This window comes from Micromonospora arida (genome assembly GCF_003857035.1).
GTDB lineage: Bacteria > Actinomycetota > Actinomycetes > Mycobacteriales > Micromonosporaceae > Micromonospora > Micromonospora arida.
This window is the reverse complement of the sequence record NZ_QGSY01000158.1, coordinates 76,399-97,026: the sequence shown is the minus strand read 5'-3', so window position 1 is coordinate 97,026 and position 20,628 is coordinate 76,399. Positions and strand designations below refer to the sequence as shown.

Genomic DNA, 20,628 nt, shown 5'->3' with positions numbered 1-20,628 from the left:
GGTCAGGCCGGGGTGGGCGGGATGGTGGGTGGGGTCAGGTGGGCTACTGCGCCGATTTCGAGGGCGGCCCAGATGCCCTCGGGAGTCAGGGTGATGCCGTGGGGTTCGGCGTTGGCTGTGGGCAGGTCGTGGCCCTCGATCCGTCCCCTGCCGTCGATGTGACCGATCCGGTTGGCACCCAACTCGGTGAACCAGGCGCCGCCGTCCGGGTCGGCCACGATCGCGTGCGGGCGGGCCGCTCGGTCCGGCAGCGGGAACTCGGTGATCCGGCCGTCCGGGGTGATCCGACCGAGCTGACCGGCGCCGATCTCCACGAACCAGATCGCGCCGTCGCCGGCGAGTGTGATGCCGACCGGGCCGGCATTCGCGGTGGGCAGCGGGTGCACCGTCACTGTGCCGGCGAGGTCGATCCGGCCGATCGCGTTCGCCTGGTTGAGGGTGAACCAGAGGGCCTGGTCCGCGCCAGCAGTGATCATCGAGGCGAATCCGCCGGTCACCGGCAGCGGGAATGCGCTGTGGGTGCCGTCGGTCTCCACCCGGCCGATCGTGTCGGAGGTCATCCCGGCGTACCAGAGCGCGCCATCGGGCCCGGCCGCGATGCCACCCGGCCCGGTGCCGGCCGGCAGGGCGATGGTGCGCTGCTCGCCGTCGACGGTGATCCGACCGATCCGGTCGTCTCCCGAGCGGGTGAACCAGAGCGCGCCATCCGGCCCAGCCGTGATGATCAGCGGGCGACCACCGGCCGGCACCAGCGGGTAGGTCCGGACCGCACCGTCGGGCGACAACCGGGCGATCCCGCCGGCATGGGCCAGCGTCAGCCAGAGCGCGCCGTCCGGGCCAGCCGTGATGCCGTACGGCCCGGCGCCCGGCTCGACGAGTGAAATCTCCCGAATCTCGACGGTCATGTCGCCCTGTCCCTTCCGTCGGTGGATCGTCCACCCTGATCGCCCAGCCAGCGATGAAACAACCGATTTTCGGCTACCGCCGGTCAGGATTGTCAGCTCGCTGACAGGGTCGCCATGGCTTCCGCCCAGACTGCCCGGTCACTGTCGGTTACGACAGCGCACGATGACCGAACCTCTGGAGGACAGCATGTCCCGCACCATCCGTAGGAAGCACCTGCTGGCCGGCCTGGCCACCGCCGGCGTCCTCGGCGTCGGGATCGCGGCCCCGACGATCGCGTTCGCCGCCGACACGCCCACGCCGACCCCGAGCAACAGCACCGCCCCGGCTCCGGGTACGGCGCCCGGCGCGAAGGCCGACCGGCAGGGCGAGTTCGCCGAGGCGCTCGCCAAGGAGTTGGGCGTGCCCACCGACAAGGTGACCGCCGCACTGGAGAAGGTCCGCGAGCAGCACCGGCCGGCCGATCGACCGCAGCGGCCGTCCACCGAGGACCGACAGGCCGCGCTCAAGGAGCGCCTGGAGCAGGCGGTCAAGGACGGCAAGCTCACCCAGGAGCAGGCCGACGCCATCACCAAGGCCGTCGAGGCCGGCGTCTTCCCCGGCCCAGGCGGCCACCGCGGCCCAGGCGGCCAGCACGGCGAAGGTAAGCCCGGCAAGTAGTCCGGCGGGACCGGCCCCGGCAGGCATTGACCGGCCGGGGCCGGCCTCAGTACGCCCGGACCGACCGTGACCGTCCCCGGCAGGCATTGGACCCCTGTCGGGGCCGGCCCCGGCAGGGGCCGGCGGGCACACTGACAGGCCAACGCCGGACCCGGCAGGCACTGACCGCCGGGGCCGGTCCCGGCGGGCACACTGACAGGCCAACGCCGGACGCGGCAGGCACTGACCGCCCGGGGCCGGCCTCGGTACGCCCTGTCGGGCCGAGGCCGGCCCAGGCCCGTCGCGGTTTGATCCACTCGGTTTCCTTGAAGTCGCGGTATCCGCCGCACTCGGACGCCCCGACATCATGAAAGCCGAGTTGATCACCGACCCAGAAGGCGTGCGGACCGGCTGGCTCGGCCGTCACACCGGCTCGGGGGTGTCAGCCCAGCCCTGGAGGACCCCGTCAGGGCTTCGGGGGCGAGAACACGCCCAGACGATTGCCGGTCGAGTCGAGTAGGTGGGCCGACGTGAGACCACTCGGAGTCGTACGCGCCGGCACCAGCACCCGGCCACCGGCCGCTTCGGCCCGTCGGCAGGTTTCCGCCACATCATCGACCTCGGCGTAGAACACCGCGTAGTTCGGCGACGTACCGTCGGTCGTCCGGATCGCCCCGCCGATCCCGGTGTCGCCACCGGCCCCGGTCACCCGGTAGGACCCACCGTTGGCCGAGCCCTGCTCCTCGAAGGTCCAGCCGAACATCTCGCCGTAGAAACGCTCCGCATCCTCGGGCCGGTCGGTGCCGATCTCGAACCAGGTGATGGGCGTCGTGGACATCTGCTGCCTCCAGAATTTCCGTGCCGGCCGTTCGGCCGTCGTCTGGAGCAGTCTCGGGGCCGTTGGCGACAGCGTCCTGTCGGTGTTTCCGGATCACCCGGCGGTGTTCCTAGTGACGAGACCACCCAGCCTGCCGCGCCGCGGACGGGTCTCGGACCAGGCCGAAGCGCCGCGCCGTTTCAGACCAGACCGAAGCGCCGTGCCCGTTCCAGACCAGGCCGCCGCGTCGAGCCCGTTCCAGACCAGGCCGCCGCGTCGAGCCCGTTCCAGACCAGGCCGCCGCGTCGAGCCCGTTTCAGACCAGGCTCAGCGGGCGGACCCGCTCGTGCGGGATGTCGAGATCGGTCAGGCGTAGCTCCCGGGCCACCACGTCGGGCAGCGCGCAGACGCTCCGGATCCGGTCGGTACGGAAGCAGCGCAGTTCGTCGCGCAGACGGCACCAGGCCACCAGGTACCAGTGTCGGGAGTTGCCGAGGTAGCCGAGCGGCTCGACGTCACGGGTCGAGTCCGCGCCGGAGCGGTCGGCGTACCGGATGCGCAGCACCCGCCGCGCGGCGACCGCGTCGGCGACGGTGGCCGGGACGGGCGTGGCCGGCCCGTCGCCGATCAGGTGCACCCGGCCGGCGAGGCGGTGCGCCTCGGCGGCGTCGGCGGCCGGCAGCACCGCCACCAGCTTGCGCAGCGCGGTGCCGGCCGGCCCGGCGAACGGCGAGCCGGCGAGCCGGTGCAGCGCCACCGCCATCGCCACCGCCTCAGCGGCGGTCAGGTTGACCGGCGGCAGGGTGCGGGCGCGGTCCAGGACGTAGCCGCCGGTGCGTCCGGGCTCGGCCCAGATCGGCACCCCGGCCTCCTGCAACGCGCCGAGGTCCCGTTCGATGGTCCGGCTGCTCACCTCGAAGCGCGCGGCCAGCCAGCGGGCGCTGCGCGGCCGTGGTGACACCGCCCGCAGCTCCTCGACCAGCGCGTAAAGGCGATCCGTGCGGTTCATGCCCGGCACGCTACGGCCGAGGTACGACGCCCAGGGCGACCGCCCGCAGACGCGAGCGGCCCACCCGCCAGAGATCTTGGACAGTTTCCGTCACGACCTGACGGAAACTGTCCAAGATCTGCACGCCGCCCGCGGACGCCCGCCCACGGGCGAGCGGCCACGGACAACCGGCCATGAACGCCCGGCCACGGGCGAGCGGCCACGGACAAACGGCCATGGACGCCCGGCCACGGACAACCGGCCACGGACAACCAGCCGCCGACGCCCGCCCACGGACGACGGAACGCAGGCGGACCGCAGGCGGACCGCCCGCGTGGTGACGCGGAGAGCGGCCGTCAGGCGATGCAGGCGCAGACGATCAGCGCGGCCCCGAAGTGGGTGGCGGCGCTGACCCGGGCGGCCGGGTGCGGCTCGGGCGAGCAGATGACCTCGCCGAGCTTGCCGGGGGTGAGCAGGTCAAGCACCACGAAGGCCAGAGCCATGATCGCCAACCCGACCAGTCCGAAGACCACGGTGGAGGCGAGCCCCTTGCCGAAGTCGCTGTAGCTGGTCAGGATCGCGGTGAAGACGATCCCGGCGATGCCGAGCTGGTTGGCGGCGAGCAGCAACCCCGCGTTGGCGTTGCGCTCGACCCAGATCAGGTCTCGCAGCCGGCCCGGGGTGAGCAGGTCGACGAGCCCGAAGCCGGCGGCCATGAGGCCGACGCCGACGATCCCGAACACGACGCTCTGCCAGGCACCGCTGAACAGATCCTCCAGCACCGACTTGCCTCCCGACTCTCCGCCCGGAGGGGTCCGGCGCGGTGATCGAGACGATAGCGGCAGCGCGCAACGGCGTCAGCCCCTGCGTCTACAGGGCCAGGTAGCGCTGCCGCTCGTACGGGGTGACCTCACGGCGGTACTGCTCCCACTCGGCACGCTTGTTGCGCAGGAAGAAGTCGAAGACGTGCTCGCCGAGCACCTCGGCGACCAGTTCGGAGCCGGCCATCACGTCGATCGCCTCGGCGAGGTTCTCCGGCAGCGCCTCGTAGCCCATGGCGCGCCGCTCCGCGCTGGTCAGCGACCAGACGTCGTCCTCGGCGCCCGGCGGCAGCTCGTACCCCTCCTCGATGCCCTTCAGGCCGGCGCCGAGCAGCACCGCGAAGGCGAGGTACGGGTTGGCCGCCGAGTCCAGCGAGCGGACCTCGACCCGGGCCGAGTTGGGCTTGCCGTACGCGGGAACCCGGACCAGCGCGGACCGGTTGAGGTGACCCCAGCAGACGTACGCCGGGCTCTCGGTGATCCGGTCGGGCAGGTGCTGCGGGAAGAGCCGCTTGTACGAGTTGACCCACTGGTTGGTGACCGCCGTGTATTCGCGGGCGTGCACCAGCAGACCGGCGATGAACGACTTCGCCACCTTGGACAGCTTCATCGGGTCGCCGCCGTCGTGGAAGGCGTTGCGCTCGCCCTCGAACAGCGACAGGTGGGTGTGCATTCCGCTGCCGGGCTGGTCGGTGAACGGCTTCGGCATGAAGCTGGCCTGCACACCGGTGGAGAGGGCGACCTCCTTGACCACGTGCCGGAAGGTCATGATGTTGTCGGCGGTGGTGAGCGCGTCGGCGTAGCGCAGGTCGATCTCCTGCTGGCCCGGCGCGACCTCGTGGTGGCTGAACTCCACCGAGATGCCGATCCGTTCCAGCGCCAGTACGCCCTGACGGCGGAAGTCCCGGGCTACGGCGTGGGTGGTGTGCTCGAAGTAGCCGCCGGTGTCGACCGGGGTGGGCACCGAGCCGTCCTGCGGACCGTTCTCCAGCAGGAAGAACTCGATCTCGGGGTGGGTGTAGAAGGTGAAGCCCTTCTCGGCTGCCTTGGACAGCGCGCGGCGCAGCACGTGCCGGGGGTCGGCCCAGGACGGCCCGCCGTCGGGCAGCAGGATGTCGCAGAACATCCGGGCGCTCTCGCCGCTGACCCCACCTTCGAAGGGGAAGACCTGGAAGGTGGTCGGGTCGGGCATGGCAACCATGTCCGATTCGAAGACCCGGGCGAAGCCCTCGATCGCCGAGCCGTCGAAGCCGATGCCTTCCTCGAAGGCCGCCTCGAGCTCGGCGGGTGCCACCGAAACGCTCTTGAGCGTGCCCAGAACGTCGGTGAACCACAGCCGGACGAACCGGATGTCCCGCTCTTCCAGCGTGCGGAGGACGAACTCCTGCTGACGGTCCACTTCCCCAACCCCTCGCGACACTCTTTTGTCCGCCTTGGCCGGGCTGTACCCGACCTGATCGCCCAGTGTTCCCGGGCCTGGTTACGCAGACGTTACGCGAACTGCCGCCGGTCGTCCCCTCGCGTCCCGCCCGGCGAGCGCGGGCCCCGGCCGTGCGGCCACCGACGGCCGCCACGACGGCCGAGCACCTGCCGCCGCGGCCTCGCGGGCGCCCGTCGCGGCAGGTGGCGGCTATCTCGTCCGAGGGTACGGACTGTCGCGACGAGGCTGGGGCAAGATGAAGGCATGCCCACCCTGCGTCTCGCCCTGTCCCAGGTCAACCCGAGCGTCGGCGACCTCGCCGGAAACGCCGACCTGGTCCGCAGTTGGACCCGCCAGGCCGCCGATGCCGGTGCCCAGCTGGTGCTTTTCCCGGAGATGATGCTGACCGGGTACCCGGTCGAGGACCTGGTCTTCCGGCGTTCCTTCGTCGCCGCGTCCCGGGCCGCCGTGGAGCGGCTCGCCGCCGACCTGGCCGCCGACGGTCTCGGCGAGTTGCCGGTCGTGGTCGGCTACCTGGACGCCGACGGGCCGCCGCAGGTCAGCGGGGACGCCGAGCCGGGCCGGGGGGCCCGCAACGCCGCCGCGCTGCTGCACCGGGGTGCCGTCGTCGCCCGCTACTTCAAGCACCACCTGCCCAACTACGGGGTCTTCGACGAGGACCGTTACTTCGTCCCCGGCGACACCCTGACCGTGGTCCGGATCGGGGGCGTGGACGTCGCGCTGACCATCTGCGAGGACCTGTGGCAGGCCGGCGGTCCGTTCGCCGCCGCCCGGCAGGCCGGCGTCGGCCTGGTGGTCAACATCAACGGCTCGCCGTACGAGCTGAACAAGGACGACTTCCGGCTCCCGCTGGTCCGCCGCCGGGCCGCCGAGGCGGGCGCCACTGTCGCGTACGTCAACATGATCGGCGGGCAGGACGAGCTGGTCTTCGAGGGCGACTCGATGATCGTGACCGCCGACGGTGAGCTGCTCACCCGCGCCCCGCAGTTCGTCGAGCACCTACTCGTGCACGACGTCGAGCTGCCGGCCGCCACCGCCGCGACGACCACGGAGAATGTCGCGGACGGCATGCGCATCGTGCACAGCACGCTGGACGGCGTTCCGGCCACGCCGACCGGTCCGGCCGCCACCGGCGGTGTGATCGAGCCGGTGGCCGACGAGGCCGAGGTGTGGCAGGCGCTGGTGCTGGGTCTGCGCGACTACGTCAACAAGAACCGGTTCCCGTCGGTGGTGCTCGGTCTCTCCGGTGGCATCGACTCGGCGGTGGTGGCGGCGCTAGCCGTCGACGCGCTCGGGCCGGACCGGGTGGTCGGGGTGTCGCTGCCCAGCCAGCACTCCTCCGAGCACTCCCGGGAGGACGCCGCAGACCTGGCCAAGCGCACCGGCCTGGACTACCGCGTCGAGCCGATCCAGCCGATGGTCGACGGTTTCCTGGCCAACCTGTCGCTGTCCGGTGTGGCCGTGGAGAACCTCCAGGCCCGGGTCCGTGGCGTGATCCTGATGGCGCTGTCGAACCAGGAGGGCCACCTGGTGCTGACCACCGGCAACAAGAGTGAGCTGGCGGTCGGCTACTCCACGCTGTACGGCGACTCGGTGGGCGGCTTCAACCCGGTCAAGGACGTCTGGAAGACGCTGATCTGGCGGCTGGCGAAGTGGCGCAACACGGACGCGGCTCGGCGCGGTGAGACGGCCCCGATCCCGGAGAACTCGATCGGCAAGCCGCCGAGCGCCGAGCTGAGCCCGGGCCAACTCGACAGCGACAGCCTGCCCGACTACGACGTCCTGGACCCGATCCTGATCGGCTACGTCGACGGCGACCTCGGCCGCGACGGGCTGGTCGAGTCGGGTCACGACCCGGCGATCGTGGACAAGGTGCTGCGGCTGGTGGATACCGCCGAGTACAAGCGACGGCAGTCGGCGCCGGGCACGAAGATCTCCATGAAGGCGTTCGGCCGGGACCGCCGTCTGCCGATCACCAACCGGTGGCGCGAGCGCGGCTGAGCCGTACCCCTGGGGGTGCCGGGTCGGTGGCGCGGCCCGGCGCCGCCGCGCGGTGACCTCGCGGCGCGGTCCCGGGTGGCCAGGCGGGGCGGCCCCGCGCTGGTGGAGTGACATCTTGCACTGGGCCCTGCCGTCAGCCCGTCTCGCGGTGCGACGATCACGACGGAACCCGGGGACCGCGCAGGCGGCCTCGAGGAAGGGAGACAGAGATGGTGGAGTCCACTCCGCACGAGGTGACCGCGTTGTACGGCGGCCCGGCCACCCGACGGGTCCGCACCCGCGACCTGATGGCCGCCAAGGAGCGCGGCGAGCGCTGGCCGATGCTCACCTCGTACGACCAGTACACGGCGTCGATCTTCGACCAGGCCGGTGTTCCGGTGCTGCTGGTCGGCGACTCGGCCGCGAACAACGTGTTCGGCTACGAGACCACCCTGCCGATCACCGCCGACGAGCTGCTTCCGCTGGTCCGGGCCGTGGTGCGGGCGACCCGGCAGGCGCTGGTCGTCGGTGACCTGCCGTTCGGCTCGTACGAGGAGGGTCCGGCCCAGGCGCTGCGTACCGCCGTCCGGTTCATGAAGGAGGGTGGCTGTCACGCGGTGAAGTTGGAGGGTGGCCGCCGCAACGCCGCGCAGATCGCCGCGATCGTCGGTGCCGGCATTCCGGTGATGGCGCACATCGGCTTCACGCCACAGAGCGAGCACACCCTGGGCGGCTACCGCGTGCAGGGTCGCGGCGACGCCGCCGACGAGGTGCTGGCCGACGCGCGGGCGGTGGCGGAGGCGGGCGCGTTCGCTGTGGTGTTGGAGATGGTGCCCGGCGAGGTGGCCAAGCGGATCACCCACGAGCTGCCGATTCCCACGGTGGGCATCGGCGCGGGCCCGGACACCGACGCGCAGGTGCTGGTCTGGCAGGACATGGCCGGGCTGCGGACGGGCAAGGCGCCCCGTTTCGTCAAGCGGTACGCGGATCTGGCCGGCGCTCTCACCGACGCCACCCGCCGTTTCGCCGACGAGGTCCGCGGCGGAGAGTTCCCCGCCGCCGAACACACCTTCTAGGACCACTCACGGTGTGATCCACTCGGCTTTGCCAAAAGCGGGGTGTCCCGGGCACCGGGACACCCCGCTTTCACGAAACCGGAGTGGATCACGCCGCTTGGGTCAGAGGTCGGTGACGCGGATGCCCGCGTGCGCCTTGTAGCGCTTGTTGATGGCGATCAGGTTGGCGGTGAACGCCTCGATCTGGTGGGCGTTGCGCAACCGGCCGGCGTAGATGCCCCGCATGCCGGGGATCCGGGCGGCGAGCGCGCCGACGATGTCGACCAACTCGCGGTCCTCGGTGCAGATCAGCACGTCCAGGTCGATCCGGTCGACCTCGGGGTCGGCCAGCAGCGGAGCGCTCACGTGGTTGAACGCGGCGCAGACCCGGGAGTCGGGCAGCAGCGCGGCGGCCTGCTGCACGGCGCTGCCCTCGGCGACGGTCAGCGCGTACGGGCCCTGCTTGTCGAAGCCGAGCGGGTTGACGCAGTCGACGACGATCCGGCCGGCGAGCGGCTCGGCGAGGGCGGCGACCGTGGCGGCGTGCCCGTCCCACGGCACCGCGATGATCACCACGTCGCTGCGTCGGGCCACCTCGTCGTTGGCCGCACCGGTGACGCTGCCGCCGGCCGGCACCCCGGGCAGGGCGGCGATCTCGGCCGCGGACTCGGCGGCCCGCTCGGCCGACCGGGACCCGATCAGCACCGTCTGGCCGGCCCGCGCGAACCGGTAGGCGAGGCCCCGCCCCTGGTCGCCGGTGCCGCCGATGATGCCGACCGTCAGCCCGGACACGTCGGGCAGCGTGCTCGCGTCGTATGCCATGGCCTCATCCTCGCAAACCGCCCGGCCCGTCAGCAGCGTCGAGCGCTGTGAGAATCCCCGCTGCCGCGAGCGACCGCGCCGCCGAGGCCCGCGCCAGGGCGGGCGAGCGCGCAGGCGGGCGAGGATCGGGCCAGCGACGGCGGCCCGGTCAGGCCAGCTCGAACAGGACGGTACGGGCCGCCGGGTCGGCGGTGACCAGACGGACCCGGACCCGTTCGCCGAGCGGCAGTTGGCCGAGGCAGCGGGCGCGTACCGGCGGGGCGTCCAGCGCGACGGTGCCACCGGGCGGTCGGGGCCGGGACTTGCCGTTGGGCGGGGCGTCGACGTCGAGGACGGCAGCGTCGAAGGTCTCGCCCACCCGGTGCTCCAGCACCGCCGCCTCGGCCAACTCGACGGCGCCACGAGCGGCCGCCGAGGCGACCCGGTCGGTGCTCGCCATCACCTCGGGCAGCCGGGGCAACGCGGCACGGGCCCAGTCGGGCACCGCACGGCCCGCGTGCAGGGCCAGGCAGACCTCGGTGGCGTACCGGTCGGCCAGCCGCCGCAACGGCGCCGTGACGTGGGCGTACGCGGCCGCCACGCCACCATGCTCCGGCTGTTCCGGCAGCTCCCCGTCGAAGGCGGTGTACGCGGCACCGCGCATCAGCTCGGCCGCCTGGTCGATGAACGCGGCGGCGCGCGGCTGGGCGGCGTCCAGACCGGCGATGACCTGCCCCGGGCCCACGTCGTCCGGCCAGCGCACCCCCAGCGGCGCGGCGGCGGCCCGGAGCCGCTGCACCGCCTCCGGCTTGGGTGCCGGCATCGTCCGCAGCAGACCCACCCGGCCGGCCAGCATGATGTCGGCGGCAGCCATCCCGGTCAGCAGGGAGATCTGCGCGTTGTGCTCTTCCATCGGCACCGGCGCGCGCAGCACCAGCCGCCAGCCCTCACCGTCGGGCTCCAGATCCTGTTCGGGCAGCGGCAGGTTGATGGCGCCCCGGCTCAGCCCTCGGGCGGTCAGTCGGTCGCCGATCTCCGGCAGCAGCGCGATCGGGTCGGGTAGCCGGCCGGCCTCGGCTGCCGCCTGCACCCCCGTGTAGTCGAGTTTGGCGCGGCTGCGGACCAGGGCACGTTCCAGCTCGACGGCCACGGTGCCGCCGTCGGCGTCCAGGTCGATGGTCCAGACCACCGCGGCCCGGTCGTCGTCGGGCAGCAGGCTGGCCGCACCCTCGCTGAGGGTGTGCGGGTGCAGCGGCACGTTGCCGTCGGGCAGGTAGATGGTCTGCCCCCGCCGCCAGGTCTCCGCCTCCAACGCCCCACCCGGGGTGACGTGCGCGGCGACGTCGGCGATCGCGTACCGCACCCGGTAGCCCCCACCGGGCCGGCGGCTGAGGTGCATCGCCTGGTCCAGGTCCCGCGAGGTGGCGGGGTCGACCGTGACGAACGGTATGTCGGTGCGGTCGACGGGCGGCTGCGGCGGTGCCGCAGCCGCCTCGTCGGCTTCACGCTGGGCGTCGGCCGGAAACTCCTCGGGCAGGCCGAGCTCGCGGCGCAACGCGCCGAAGTCGATGCGGGGCGCGAGTACGCGTCGGATGACCACGGGTCAATCCTGACAGCGCCACGGGTGATCCGCTTCCGGTGACCGGCCGGAAATCCGCCCGGTGAGGGGATGCTCCGCGCTCAGCCGGTCGCCTTGCGGGCGGCGCTGCGGGCCCCCCTGGGTGCGGTGGCTCGGGCGGCGACCGGGCGGGCCGGAGTCTTGCGGGCGGTCACCTTGCGGGCCGGCGCCTTGGCCGCGACGGTCTTCTTCGCCGGGGCCTTCTTCGCCGCCGCCTTGCGGGCGGTGGTCGACGACGTTCCCGTCACCTTCGCGGCCGGGGCCCTCTTGGCCGGAGCCTTGCGCGCGCCGCCGCTGGGGCGGGTCGACGCGGTCTTCTTCGCCGCGGCCGTCTTCTTCGTCGCTGTCTTCTTGGCGGCGGACGCCTTGGTCGCCACCTTCCGCGCCGGCGCCTTCGCCGCCGTGGTGGTCTTGCGCGCCGAGGCCTTGGCGGCGGTGGTGGTCTTACGCGCCGGGGCCTTCGCCGCGGTGGTGGTCTTCTTCGCCGCCGAGGCGGTGGTCTTCTTCGCCGCCGAGGCGGTGGTCTTCTTCGCCGCGCTCACCGTCTTCTTCGCCGTACCGGTGGTCTTCTTCGCGGCGGTGGTGGTCTTGCGCGCGGTGGACGACGGGGCCCGCTTGGCGGCGGTGGTCGTCTTGCGGGTGGTGGCCGAGGCCTTCGCGGGGGCCTTCTTGGCCGCGGCGGTGGTCTTGGTCGTGGCCTTCTTCGCGGGGGCCTTCGTGGCCGCCGTGGTGGTCTTCTTGGCCGGGGCGCGGCCCGCCCCACCGGCGGCCTTGCGGGCCGGTGCCTTCGCGGCAGCCGTGGTGGACTTGCGCACGGGGGTGGTCCGGCTCGCCGCCGTGTTCCGCTCCGCCGCGGCGGTCTTCTTCGCGGTGGTGCGACGGGCGGCCGGGCGCTTGGTGGCCTGCTGTGCTTCGGCCATCGTGTTTCCTCCTTGGGGGACGTGCTCTCGCGTGCGTCCTCGCGGAGCACGAAATATCTCGGCGCGAGCCGTCCCGCGCCGCCTATCTGTCGTCCCCGGCCCAACGAGCGTCCTCGGCATCCCACGCCTCGTTCCGCTCCTGCACTCGTTGCAGGGCGTTCTCCGCGTCGGCCGCCGAGTCGTACGGGCCGAGAACGTGCTTCGCCGGACACACGTTGGCGTCCGTCTCGACCCGGTGATGCCGGGTGCACCAGTAGAACTGCCCACCACGTCCGCTGTCGCTCATGGGAATCACTGTGCACCGCGAACCGGCCGGCCGCCACCGGATCGCACAAGTCGCCGACGATCTCCACAGTAGATAGGCATTGCGTTCGTCGGGCCGAAACGGCGAAACGCGTGGGACTGGAACACCAGAAGATGCGCAGGTGAGCCCTGCCGTGGGCACATCTATGATCGCCGGATGGCGATTCCGGACTACATCGTGGGGTTGCGCAAGCACGTCGGTCACGACCTGCTGTGGCTGCCGAGCGTCAGCGCGGTGGTCCGCAACGACGCCGGCGAGCTGCTGCTCGGCCAGCGTGCCGACGACGGGCGCTGGTCGGTGATCAGCGGTTTCGTCGAGCCGGGCGAGCAGCCGGCCACCGCACTGGTTCGCGAGGTGCGCGAGGAGACGGGCCTGGAGGTGGCGCCGGTGCGGATGTCCAGCGCCGTGTCGCACCCGCACACGTACCCGAACGGGGACCGCTGCGACTACCTGAACCTGGGGTTCCTGTGCCGGTTGGTGGCCGGCACCGCCCGCGTCAACGACGACGAGTCGCTGGCCGTGCGGTGGTTCCCGCTGGACCGGCTGCCCGAGCTGGACAAGCACGCCCTGCTGGTCATCGCGTACGCGTTGCGCGAGAACCAGCTGGCCGGTTACCTGGAGCCGGGTACGACGTGGGACGACGTACCCGACTGAGGTTCACACCGGGGTCGGCGCGAGGGCGACCGTCTCGGCGGGGGCCGACCGGGCCGCCCGGACGGTGTACGCGAGCGCGTACGGCGTGCAGGCCAGGTAGAGCATGGGTTCCACCCGCACCTCGTTGATGACGATGTGGAAGATCTCCCATGAGATGGTGGGCCGGGGCAGGCGGATGTTCCATTCCGTCCAGGTGGCGAGGAGCCACAGCGGCGAGGAGACCCAGTCGACGCCACCCAGTGGCGTCGGACTGCTGACGGGGCCGGCGCGACCGCCCGCCGCAATGACGTCGACGACAGCGAGAATCACCGCGAGGTCGGCGGCGACGAGCGCGCCGACGACGCCCACCCACCAGGCCGTACGGAGGCGATTGCGGGAGGCGAGGCTCGCTGCGGCCCAGAGGGCCAGCGTCAGACCGGCCAACCAGAGCAGCAGCCCGGGCACGAAGGTGGCCAGGTCGTCCGGCGAGATGGCAGACAGGAACACGACAGCGGTCACGCCGACGGGAAGCACCACGCCGAGCGCGATGCGCAGCGGGCCGTCGAGCGCGGTGTGCCGGGCCCAGCGCGCGGCGAACACCGCCAGCAGCACCGCCAACCCGACGGTGAGCGCCGTCCAGATCGGCTTCTGCGCCCGCTCGTACCAGTCCTGGGTCACCATGCGCTCGATCGGCATGAGGGCGAACGCGCTGGCGAGCACGATCCCGACGCAGGCGATCGGGGACAGCAGTAGTGCGGCGACGGTGCGGCCGGCCCGACCACGCATCACTGTGCGGTCGACGATCGGGGCGCCGGCGCGACTGACGGCCAGGCTCACCGCGAAGCCGACCATCTTCGTCCGGCGGCCACTCTCGGCGAGCACGTGCAGCTCGGCGGCCCACTCGCGGCGCAGGTCGTCGCGAACGTCGGCCGGCCAGCGGCGCGCGGCCAACGCCAACAGCAGCTCAGCGGCCCGGCGGGTCACCACGCCGGTGCTCCGGTGGGCTCGGTGCCGCCCCACGAGCGACGGCCGCCGTCGGGGATCGCGGCCCGCAGGTCGGCGAGCGCCTGGCGGGCCTGCGTCACCCCGACGGCGGTCAGTCGGTAGTAGCGGCGGGCCGGCCGCCCGGCCGCGACGGGATCGATCGCCTCCCAGTCGGCGGCCAGCCAGCCGGCCCCCTGCAACCGGTGCAGCACCGGGTAGAGGGTGCCGCTGGGCAGGCCGGTCAGTCGCATCAGGTCGAGCCCGTAGCGCTGCTCGTCGGGCTCGGCGAGCAGCGCCGCGAGGACCTTCGCAACCGGAATGGTCATCCGCATCCGACCACTGTATCGGAACTCTACATAGGGGTGGGTACCCGTTCGACGGGAATCCACAGCTCGGCGTCCGCCTGGGTGCCGTCCGCCGACACCCGGACCCGGGAGATCTCCGGCCCAGGTCGGCTGCGGTACGGGTTGGACGGAAACCACTGGGTGAACACGTCACGCCACAGGAACTGCACCGCCTGCGGGAACGCACCGGATGTGGTGAACACCGCCCACGACCCGGCCTGCACCGGCAGCGCGTCCAGGTCCTCCGGCGGCACGGCGCTGGTCACCACCCCGTGCCAGTAGTCCAGCTCGGTGCCCTCCTGCCGGCTGTCGGCGAGGTTGTCGCTGACGTTGACGATTCCCTTCGGCTCCTGATCGGAGAGCGCCTCGATTCGCTCGGTCGTCTCCTTGTCGATGCTCCGGATGAACGCGACGATCGCCGGGTTCATCCCCTCGTGCACCAGCGGGACCCGGGCCTTGCGCCCCACCAGCGCGAACGCGTCCTTGTCGACGATCCGGTACTCCATGCTGCCGCTCCCTTCAACGGTGAGTCGGAAGGACATCCGGGGCTGGGCACGCAGCGCTGCCCCCGTACGCCGAGCTTCTCCGGGCCCCACGCCGTGCACGGCGTGGAACGCCCGGGCGAACGCTTCCGCCGAGCCGTAGCCGTAGTGCACAGCGACGTCGAGCAACGTCCGCTCCCCCGCCAGCACGTCCGCACCGGCGACAGTGAGCCGACGCCGCCGGATGTACTCCGACAGCGGCATCCCGGCCAGCGCGGAAAACAGCCGCCGGAAGTGGTACTCCGACGTCAGCGCGATCCGCGCCAGCTCCGCCACCTCGATCTTCCGGTCGAGGTGACGCTCGATGTACGTCATGGCCTCGTTGAGCCGATCCAGCACCCGGGCCTCCTTCCCTTTCGAACACCGACGTTAGGTCGCAGGGTCGGTCGCCCACCCGACATCCGATGCCCGCATCGGTCGGGTGCCGCCGCACCGGTCGTCGTGTCGTAGCCTGGCGGACTTTGCTTCCCGAGGAGGTCGACGTGGCCGAGTACCCGCAGAACGTCGTGCAGCGTTTCCACGGCACCCCCGAACAGGTCGACGCCGGCCTGGTGGGCGAGCCACCGCGGACGTGGGAGTCCGTCGTCATCGAGGAGTACGACCCGTCCTGGGCGCAGCGGTTCGTCAACGTCCGGTCGTCGCTCACCGAGGCGCTCGGTGATCTGATCAGCGGGGTGGAACACGTCGGATCGACGGCGGTGCCGGGGCTCGCCGCCAAGCCCGTCATCGATGTCGACCTCGTCATCGAGGACACCGCCGACGAGGCCACCTATCTCCCCGCCCTGGAACGGCTCGGGTACCGGCTCGTCCTTCGGGAACCCTGGTGGCACGGGCACCGGATGCTGCTCAGCCCTGCCGAGGACGTCAACCTGCACGTCTGGCCGCAGGGCGCTCCGGAACCGGTCCGGCACCAGCTTTTCCGCGACTGGCTGCGCTCGCATCCGGACGACCGGGAGCGGTACGCCGCGACCAAGCGCCGCCTCGTGCGGGACACCGCGCACCGGCCCCGCGACTACAGCCTCGCGAAGAACGACGTCATCGACGAGATCTACGCGCGCATCTTCGCCGGCTGATGACCTGACGTCGCCGACGGCACGGCCAGAGATGTGAGCCTGCCAATGACCATCCGGATCTGTCAGGAACAGTCAAAGCGGTAGTCGAACGGCCTGGTGGGGCAGGCGGTGCAGACGAACAGGTAGATTCCGCCGACATCGCCCAGCATGAGGCCGCTCGGGTTCTGGATCGTCCGCCACGGGTGATCGTCGTCGGTGTCCCATCCCCAACCGGCCATCGCCGGACGATCCTCTACCGGAATCCACCGCTTCTCGTCACCGCGGCTGAACTCCCAGCTGGCGACCGTCAGCAGATGGTCCATGGCCGAGCCGCACTCGCAGACCGGCCAGTCCGGAGGCTGGGTCCAGCCGGGGTAACCACCGACCTTGATCCCCGAGGCGACCGCCAGATCGCTTTCGTACTCCCAACCGGTCTCCTGCGCGACCTGCCTCATCGTGCCCTCGATCTGCGGCCACACGGCCTCCGGGAGGTCCCAGCCCGGGTACTCGGTGACCCGCTCTGGGTCGAGCACGCACGGGTTGGGGACGTGCGCTGGATCTGACTCCACATCCGGTACGGGCATTTCTTGAAGCCGGGTGCCGATGTCGGCGCGACGACGCCATCGCAGTGCAGGGCGAGGTGTCGTCCACGGGTCATGGTCGAACGGGCACCACAGGACCTGCAGCACGTCCGTGCCCACTGGGAACGGCACTTCGGGCACGTCCTCGGCCAGCAACTGCGCCACCGGCACCAGCGGTGCCGCCGGCTCACCGGGAGCGTCGCGGTAGTGGTCGCCGGGCTCCGGCCCGTCGCACACCGGCCAGGCTTCGTCGGCCGGCCACAGCAGCGGGCCGCCTACCGAACTCTGCTCCGCAGTCGGCGAACCTGGGCGGGGATGCAACCGGATGGTCGTCCGGGCCAACGGCGCCACCGCCGGAAAGACCTGCGGCACGTGGATGGGGCTGGAGGGGGTGGTGTGCACGCCGCCGATCGTAGGAGGCGCGCAATGAGCGTGATCAGCGCGGCGGCTGCTGCATCATGAGCCAGGTGGGTACGGGCTCCGGCAGGAAGCTCATCACCTCCCAGCCGGCCCGGCGGTACAGCTCGACGTTGCCCGGGTTGCTGGTCTCCAGGATCGCCGGCAGGCCGTCGGCGGCGGCGCGTTCCAGCCCGGCACGCATGACGGCGCGACCCCAACCGCGTCCGGCGTTGTCCGGGTGGGTGCCCAGGACACCGAGATACCAGAAGGGGTACGTCGGCAGAGCGTCGTGCACGACGTCGTCATAGCTCTGCACCCGAGCCTGCACGTCGGCAGGGTAAGGAGGTATCTCCGGCGACCCGTGCGCGGGGGCCGACGGGTCAGACGGGGGCTCCCAGATGGCCACGGACGCGCCCCCACCGATCGTCCAGATCGACTTCCGGTGCACCCGCTTGTCGAAGAGGTGCCCGAAGAAGGCGGCGGAGTACCGGGGATAGGTCTCCTCGTCGGGGAACAGGCACCGCAGGATCGGATCCTTGACGAACGCGGCGACAAGCGTGTCGACAACTGTGGCGCGGTCGGCGGGCGTGGCGATGGTGATCTCGGGCGTCGTCACAGCAGTCGACACTAGTCGGAAAAAGCGCCTTGACCCTGACACGGTGGCGGACCGGAGACTGGTCCCATGGACCTCGACGACTACCGGAAACACTCCCCGTACAGCGACCCGGGTCGGCACGGTGGACTCCTCGATGCCGTGGCGACCGACTTCCCCACCGTGGCGGCGACCGCCCGCAACGTGATCGTCCACTACCGGGCCGGCGGCGTCGAGTTGCCCGACGACCGGCTCGACGAGGTGAACTGCCGCTGGGTGGACCGCATCCTCGACACCGACCAGTCGCGCTTTTCGCTGCCCCTCGCGGCGGAGCGTCCGGCCGTCGACCGGGTGGCAGGCTGCTGTCGGGACCACACGCTGCTCTCGGTCGCGGTGCTGCGTCAGCACGGCATTCCCAGCCGCAGCCGGGTCGGTTTCGCCTCGTACTTCGCGCCCGACTGGCACCACGATCACGTGCTGGTGGAGTACTGGAACGGCCACCGGTGGGTCTGGGCCGACCCGGAGGTCGACCCGGCCGGCGACTGGGGGTTCGACGGCTACGACATCGACCCGAAGGCAGGGCTCTTCGACTCGGCGGCGCGGGTGTGGTCGGCGTACCGGGCCGGGACGATCGACCCCGAGCGCTACGGCGTCAGCCCGGAGCTGCCGATCCGAGGCGACTGGTTCATCCACGACTACGTCCTGATCGAGCTCGCCCACCGGCAGAAGGACGAGCTGCTGCTCTGGGACGGCTTCGGCGCGATGACCGAGGACATCGCCACCGCCGACCTCACGCTCGTGGACGAGATCGCCGCGTTGTTGCTCGCCGCCGACGACGGCGACGAGGCCGCAGACAAGGCCCTCGCCGACCGGTACGCCAGCGACGCCCGACTCCGCCCCGGCCCGCAGGTGCACAGCATCTCGCCGGTCTCCGGCACCGTCAGCATTGTCGAACTGCGCCGCTGAGCGGCCCGGGCGTGTGTCGAAGTCCCCGGATCCGACGCACGCCCTACCCGAAGGTGAAGGCGTACGCCTCGGCGCCGGGCTCGCCGAACGTGATCTCAAGGGTCCGCTCACGGACCGCGCCGTCCTGGCGGACGAGTTGGTAGAGCCGGCCGTCCTGGAGTACGCCGTTGCCGTCGACGTCGACGTCGACGCCGTGTGACGGGCCGGGAGCGTCACCGTCGAGCAGCACGCGGAACGGGATCGACGCTCCCGCCCCGGGGGCCAGCACGAGATGCGCGTCGCGGGCGTGGAACCGGAAGGCGATGCGGCCGCCGGCCCGGTCCAGCACGACGTTCTCCGACCCGATCGTCCACTCCCCCGCCAGGGCCCACTGGTTGAGGCCGAGGCTCTCCGGCACCTGGTAGGCGCGGCGTTCGTCGAGCGCCGGGCCGTTCGGCGACGCGAAGTGTTCGCCGCGACTGAAACCGAGGTACGTCTCGGGCGTGCGCAGGTTGGTCCAGTCGGCCTCCGCCTCCGGGCCGAGCCCGTTGACGGGTACGGGTTCCCGCTCGATGCCGAGCAGTTGCTGGAGCATCCGCTCGGACTGCTCGTAGCGTCCCTCGCCGAAGTGTTCGTCGCGGATGACGCCGTCGGTGTCGGCGAAGTAGAGCGCCGGCCAGTAGTGGTTGTCGAACGCACTCCAGATCGCGTAGTCGTTGTCGACCGCCACCGGGTAGTCGATCGAGCGGGCCGCGACCGCCCGCCGCACCCACTCGACGTCGTGCTCGAACGCGAACTCCGGCGTGTGCACCCCGATGACGACCAGCCCGTCATCGCGGTAGGCCTGCGACCAGGCACGCACGTACGGCTCCTGGCGCAGCCAGTTGATGCAGGTCAGCGTCCAGAAGTTGACCAGGACGACGCGCCCACCCAGGTCGGCGGGGCCGAGTGGCTCGGAGTTGAGCCACTCGGCCGCCCCGTTCAGCGGGGGCAGGTGCACTGCCATCTAGCGCAGCGACCGGAAGGCGGTGCGAAGCTCTTCGGAGAAGATCTTCGGCTGTTCCCAGGCCGCGAAGTGCCCGCCCACGTCGAGCTTGTTGTAGTAGATGAGGTTGGAGTACGCCTGCTCGGCCCAGCTCTGCGGCGCCTCGTACAGCTCGTCGGGGAAGACGCTCACGGCGACCGGAACCTGCACGCCCTTGGCGGCGAAGAACGAGAGCTTGTTCTCCGCATAGAGACGGGACGCGGAGATCGCCGTGTTCGTCAACCAGTAGAGCGAGATGTTGTCCAGGATGTCGTCGCGGGTGAGGCCCGCCTTGACCCCGTCGAACACCTGCGAGATCAGGGCCAGACTCTTCGCGTCGTGGTCGAGCAGGAAGGACGCCAGGCCGACCGGAGAGTCCGCCAGCCCGGTCAGCGTCTGCGGACGTGTCGCCATCATGAGGGCGTAGGCGACGTGTTTCCAGACGAAGTTGGCTTCCTCGGCGGCACGCATCTCGTCGTCGGAGAGCCCTGATGGCAGCGAGCCCATGGCGTTGTTCGCGCCGGTGGTGTCGCCCTGGAACAACAGGTCGATCTCGGGTGGGATCGCACCGGGCATGTTGGTGTGGATGCCCAGCAGTTCCGGGGGCGCCTGAATGCCCATCTGGTCGACGATGACCGCACCCCAGTCGCCGCCCTGCGCGACGAACCGGTCGTAGCCGAGCCGCTTCATCAGCTCGGTCCAGGCAGTAGCGATCTTCTGCGGGTTCCACCCCGACTCGGTCGGCTTGCCGGAGAAGCCGTGGCCGGGCAACGACGGGATGACCAGGTGGAAGGCGTCCGACGCGCTGCCGCCGTGCTTGGTGGGGTCGGTGAGCGGCTCGATGATCTTCAACTGCTCGATCACCGACCCCGGCCACCCGTGGGTGACGATGAGCGGCAGCGCGTCCTCGTGCTTCGAACGCACGTGGATGAAGTGGATGTCCACCCCGTCGATGGCGGTCATGAACTGCGGTACGGCGTTCAACCGCGCCTCGACCTTGCGCCAGTCGTACTCTTTCTCCCAATAGCGGGCGACGGCCTGAATGGTCGCGAGTGGCACGCCCTGCGACTGGTCGTCCACCGTTTCCTTGTCCGGCCAGCGGGTGGCCTTGATGCGCCTCTTCAGGTCATCAAGGTCCGCCTGAGGAATGTCGACCGAGAACGGTCGAATCTCCGTGGTGCCCGGACGAGTCTTGGTTTTGACAGCCATGCGTGTTTCCTCTCCGTCTAGGTTTGCGCCTCGCGA

General features: G+C 71.3%; 22 protein-coding genes. 6 read left to right on the top strand and 16 right to left on the bottom strand.

What is annotated here, in order from left to right:
• Positions 1–2: 2 nt before the first annotated feature.
• Positions 3–905 (bottom strand): Vgb family protein, encoded by a 903-nt coding sequence (locus DLJ58_RS12045; protein WP_124855808.1) that lies wholly within the window; start codon positions 903–905, stop codon positions 3–5.
• A 187-nt stretch (positions 906–1,092) separates the two neighbouring features.
• Here DLJ58_RS12045 and DLJ58_RS12040 point away from each other — a divergent pair, with 187 nt between their 5' ends.
• Positions 1,093–1,563, top strand: a complete 471-nt coding sequence (locus DLJ58_RS12040; RefSeq protein WP_124855825.1) for a hypothetical protein — start codon at positions 1,093–1,095, stop codon at positions 1,561–1,563.
• Positions 1,564–2,008: 445 nt separating this feature from the next.
• Here the strand turns inward: DLJ58_RS12040 and DLJ58_RS12035 are convergent, their stop codons facing one another.
• The 4 genes from DLJ58_RS12035 to glnA form a co-directional block, all read right to left on the bottom strand.
• Complete coding sequence (locus DLJ58_RS12035) at positions 2,009–2,380, bottom strand: VOC family protein (protein WP_124855806.1); 372 nt, start codon at positions 2,378–2,380, stop codon at positions 2,009–2,011.
• 295 nt (positions 2,381–2,675) lie between these two features.
• Positions 2,676–3,368, bottom strand: a complete 693-nt coding sequence (locus tag DLJ58_RS12030; RefSeq protein ID WP_124855804.1) for a helix-turn-helix transcriptional regulator — start codon at positions 3,366–3,368, stop codon at positions 2,676–2,678.
• A 335-nt stretch (positions 3,369–3,703) separates the two neighbouring features.
• A complete protein-coding gene (locus tag DLJ58_RS12025; protein ID WP_112582646.1) occupies positions 3,704–4,129 on the bottom strand; it encodes a DUF350 domain-containing protein in 426 nt (141 codons plus the stop codon).
• Between the two features lie 88 nt (positions 4,130–4,217).
• On the bottom strand, positions 4,218–5,567 hold the full coding sequence (gene glnA / locus DLJ58_RS12020; protein ID WP_124855802.1) for a type I glutamate--ammonia ligase: 1,350 nt from the start codon (positions 5,565–5,567) through the stop codon (positions 4,218–4,220).
• A 285-nt stretch (positions 5,568–5,852) separates the two neighbouring features.
• Between glnA and DLJ58_RS12015 the strand changes: the two genes are divergently transcribed.
• Together DLJ58_RS12015 and panB are read left to right on the top strand one after the other, a co-directional pair.
• Entirely contained in the window at positions 5,853–7,610 is a 1,758-nt protein-coding gene (locus DLJ58_RS12015) for an NAD+ synthase (protein ID WP_124855800.1), read from the top strand.
• 209 nt (positions 7,611–7,819) lie between these two features.
• Entirely contained in the window at positions 7,820–8,665 is an 846-nt protein-coding gene (gene panB, locus DLJ58_RS12010; protein WP_124855798.1) for a 3-methyl-2-oxobutanoate hydroxymethyltransferase, read from the top strand.
• 102 nt (positions 8,666–8,767) lie between these two features.
• Here the strand turns inward: panB and npdG are convergent, their stop codons facing one another.
• The 4 genes from npdG to DLJ58_RS11990 form a co-directional block, all read right to left on the bottom strand.
• Positions 8,768–9,466: an NADPH-dependent F420 reductase gene (npdG, locus tag DLJ58_RS12005; protein ID WP_091409546.1), complete on the bottom strand. Its 699-nt coding sequence runs from the start codon at positions 9,464–9,466 to the stop codon at positions 8,768–8,770.
• A 148-nt stretch (positions 9,467–9,614) separates the two neighbouring features.
• Positions 9,615–11,045: an RNB domain-containing ribonuclease gene (locus DLJ58_RS12000; RefSeq protein WP_124855796.1), complete on the bottom strand. Its 1,431-nt coding sequence runs from the start codon at positions 11,043–11,045 to the stop codon at positions 9,615–9,617.
• Between the two features lie 80 nt (positions 11,046–11,125).
• Positions 11,126–11,983 carry a histone gene (locus tag DLJ58_RS11995; RefSeq protein WP_208741038.1) on the bottom strand — a complete coding sequence of 286 codons (858 nt, stop codon included), beginning with the start codon at positions 11,981–11,983 and terminating at the stop codon, positions 11,126–11,128.
• An 82-nt stretch (positions 11,984–12,065) separates the two neighbouring features.
• Positions 12,066–12,269 carry a hypothetical protein gene (locus DLJ58_RS11990; protein ID WP_124855794.1) on the bottom strand — a complete coding sequence of 68 codons (204 nt, stop codon included), beginning with the start codon at positions 12,267–12,269 and terminating at the stop codon, positions 12,066–12,068.
• Between the two features lie 174 nt (positions 12,270–12,443).
• Between DLJ58_RS11990 and DLJ58_RS11985 the strand changes: the two genes are divergently transcribed.
• A complete protein-coding gene (locus tag DLJ58_RS11985; protein ID WP_124855792.1) occupies positions 12,444–12,941 on the top strand; it encodes an NUDIX hydrolase in 498 nt (165 codons plus the stop codon).
• A 3-nt stretch (positions 12,942–12,944) separates the two neighbouring features.
• On the opposite strand, the gene DLJ58_RS11980 is transcribed toward DLJ58_RS11985, so the two are convergent.
• From DLJ58_RS11980 to DLJ58_RS11970, 3 genes are read right to left on the bottom strand one after another with little or no spacing between them, the layout of a single operon-like run.
• The gene (locus DLJ58_RS11980) at positions 12,945–13,907 is read right to left on the bottom strand and encodes a hypothetical protein (RefSeq protein WP_244218898.1); all 963 of its coding nucleotides are present in this window, start codon (positions 13,905–13,907) and stop codon (positions 12,945–12,947) included.
• Positions 13,901–14,236: a PadR family transcriptional regulator gene (locus DLJ58_RS11975; protein WP_112675937.1), complete on the bottom strand. Its 336-nt coding sequence runs from the start codon at positions 14,234–14,236 to the stop codon at positions 13,901–13,903. Before DLJ58_RS11975 ends, DLJ58_RS11980 begins: the two co-directional genes overlap by 7 nt.
• A gap of 20 nt (positions 14,237–14,256) precedes the next feature.
• Positions 14,257–15,129: an AraC family transcriptional regulator gene (locus DLJ58_RS11970; RefSeq protein WP_124855790.1), complete on the bottom strand. Its 873-nt coding sequence runs from the start codon at positions 15,127–15,129 to the stop codon at positions 14,257–14,259.
• Positions 15,130–15,251: 122 nt separating this feature from the next.
• On the opposite strand from DLJ58_RS11970, the gene DLJ58_RS11965 reads away from it, so the two are divergent.
• A complete protein-coding gene (locus DLJ58_RS11965; RefSeq protein WP_158629572.1) occupies positions 15,252–15,863 on the top strand; it encodes a GrpB family protein in 612 nt (203 codons plus the stop codon).
• A 62-nt stretch (positions 15,864–15,925) separates the two neighbouring features.
• On the opposite strand, the gene DLJ58_RS11960 is transcribed toward DLJ58_RS11965, so the two are convergent.
• Positions 15,926–16,825 (bottom strand): YwqG family protein, encoded by a 900-nt coding sequence (locus DLJ58_RS11960; RefSeq protein WP_208741036.1) that lies wholly within the window; start codon positions 16,823–16,825, stop codon positions 15,926–15,928.
• A gap of 34 nt (positions 16,826–16,859) precedes the next feature.
• A complete protein-coding gene (locus DLJ58_RS11955) occupies positions 16,860–17,438 on the bottom strand; it encodes a GNAT family N-acetyltransferase (RefSeq protein ID WP_208741034.1) in 579 nt (192 codons plus the stop codon).
• A gap of 66 nt (positions 17,439–17,504) precedes the next feature.
• Between DLJ58_RS11955 and DLJ58_RS11950 the strand changes: the two genes are divergently transcribed.
• Entirely contained in the window at positions 17,505–18,380 is an 876-nt protein-coding gene (locus DLJ58_RS11950) for a transglutaminase domain-containing protein (RefSeq protein WP_124855784.1), read from the top strand.
• 43 nt (positions 18,381–18,423) lie between these two features.
• Here the strand turns inward: DLJ58_RS11950 and DLJ58_RS11945 are convergent, their stop codons facing one another.
• Both DLJ58_RS11945 and DLJ58_RS11940 read right to left on the bottom strand, forming a co-directional pair.
• Positions 18,424–19,365, bottom strand: a complete 942-nt coding sequence (locus tag DLJ58_RS11945) for a redoxin family protein (protein ID WP_124855782.1) — start codon at positions 19,363–19,365, stop codon at positions 18,424–18,426.
• On the bottom strand, positions 19,366–20,592 hold the full coding sequence (locus DLJ58_RS11940) for an epoxide hydrolase family protein (RefSeq protein WP_124855780.1): 1,227 nt from the start codon (positions 20,590–20,592) through the stop codon (positions 19,366–19,368).
• Positions 20,593–20,628 lie beyond the last annotated feature (36 nt).

What these genes read in the sequence shown, in the direction of transcription:
- DLJ58_RS11945 (WP_124855782.1), bottom strand. Translation starts at nt 19,365, where the DNA reads ATGGCAGTGCACCTGCCCCCGCTGAACGGGGCGGCCGAGTGGCTCAAC.
- DLJ58_RS12030 (WP_124855804.1), bottom strand. Translation starts at nt 3,368, where the DNA reads ATGAACCGCACGGATCGCCTTTACGCGCTGGTCGAGGAGCTGCGGGCG.
- DLJ58_RS11940 (WP_124855780.1), bottom strand. Translation starts at nt 20,592, where the DNA reads ATGGCTGTCAAAACCAAGACTCGTCCGGGCACCACGGAGATTCGACCG.
- DLJ58_RS12035 (WP_124855806.1), bottom strand. Translation starts at nt 2,380, where the DNA reads ATGTCCACGACGCCCATCACCTGGTTCGAGATCGGCACCGACCGGCCC.
- DLJ58_RS11975 (WP_112675937.1), bottom strand. Translation starts at nt 14,236, where the DNA reads ATGCGGATGACCATTCCGGTTGCGAAGGTCCTCGCGGCGCTGCTCGCC.
- DLJ58_RS12045 (WP_124855808.1), bottom strand. Translation starts at nt 905, where the DNA reads ATGACCGTCGAGATTCGGGAGATTTCACTCGTCGAGCCGGGCGCCGGG.
- DLJ58_RS11990 (WP_124855794.1), bottom strand. Translation starts at nt 12,269, where the DNA reads ATGAGCGACAGCGGACGTGGTGGGCAGTTCTACTGGTGCACCCGGCAT.
- DLJ58_RS12015 (WP_124855800.1), top strand. Translation starts at nt 5,853, where the DNA reads ATGCCCACCCTGCGTCTCGCCCTGTCCCAGGTCAACCCGAGCGTCGGC.
- DLJ58_RS11995 (WP_208741038.1), bottom strand. Translation starts at nt 11,983, where the DNA reads ATGGCCGAAGCACAGCAGGCCACCAAGCGCCCGGCCGCCCGTCGCACC.
- panB (WP_124855798.1), top strand. Translation starts at nt 7,820, where the DNA reads ATGGTGGAGTCCACTCCGCACGAGGTGACCGCGTTGTACGGCGGCCCG.
- npdG (WP_091409546.1), bottom strand. Translation starts at nt 9,466, where the DNA reads ATGGCATACGACGCGAGCACGCTGCCCGACGTGTCCGGGCTGACGGTC.
- DLJ58_RS11950 (WP_124855784.1), top strand. Translation starts at nt 17,505, where the DNA reads ATGGACCTCGACGACTACCGGAAACACTCCCCGTACAGCGACCCGGGT.
- DLJ58_RS12040 (WP_124855825.1), top strand. Translation starts at nt 1,093, where the DNA reads ATGTCCCGCACCATCCGTAGGAAGCACCTGCTGGCCGGCCTGGCCACC.
- DLJ58_RS11985 (WP_124855792.1), top strand. Translation starts at nt 12,444, where the DNA reads ATGGCGATTCCGGACTACATCGTGGGGTTGCGCAAGCACGTCGGTCAC.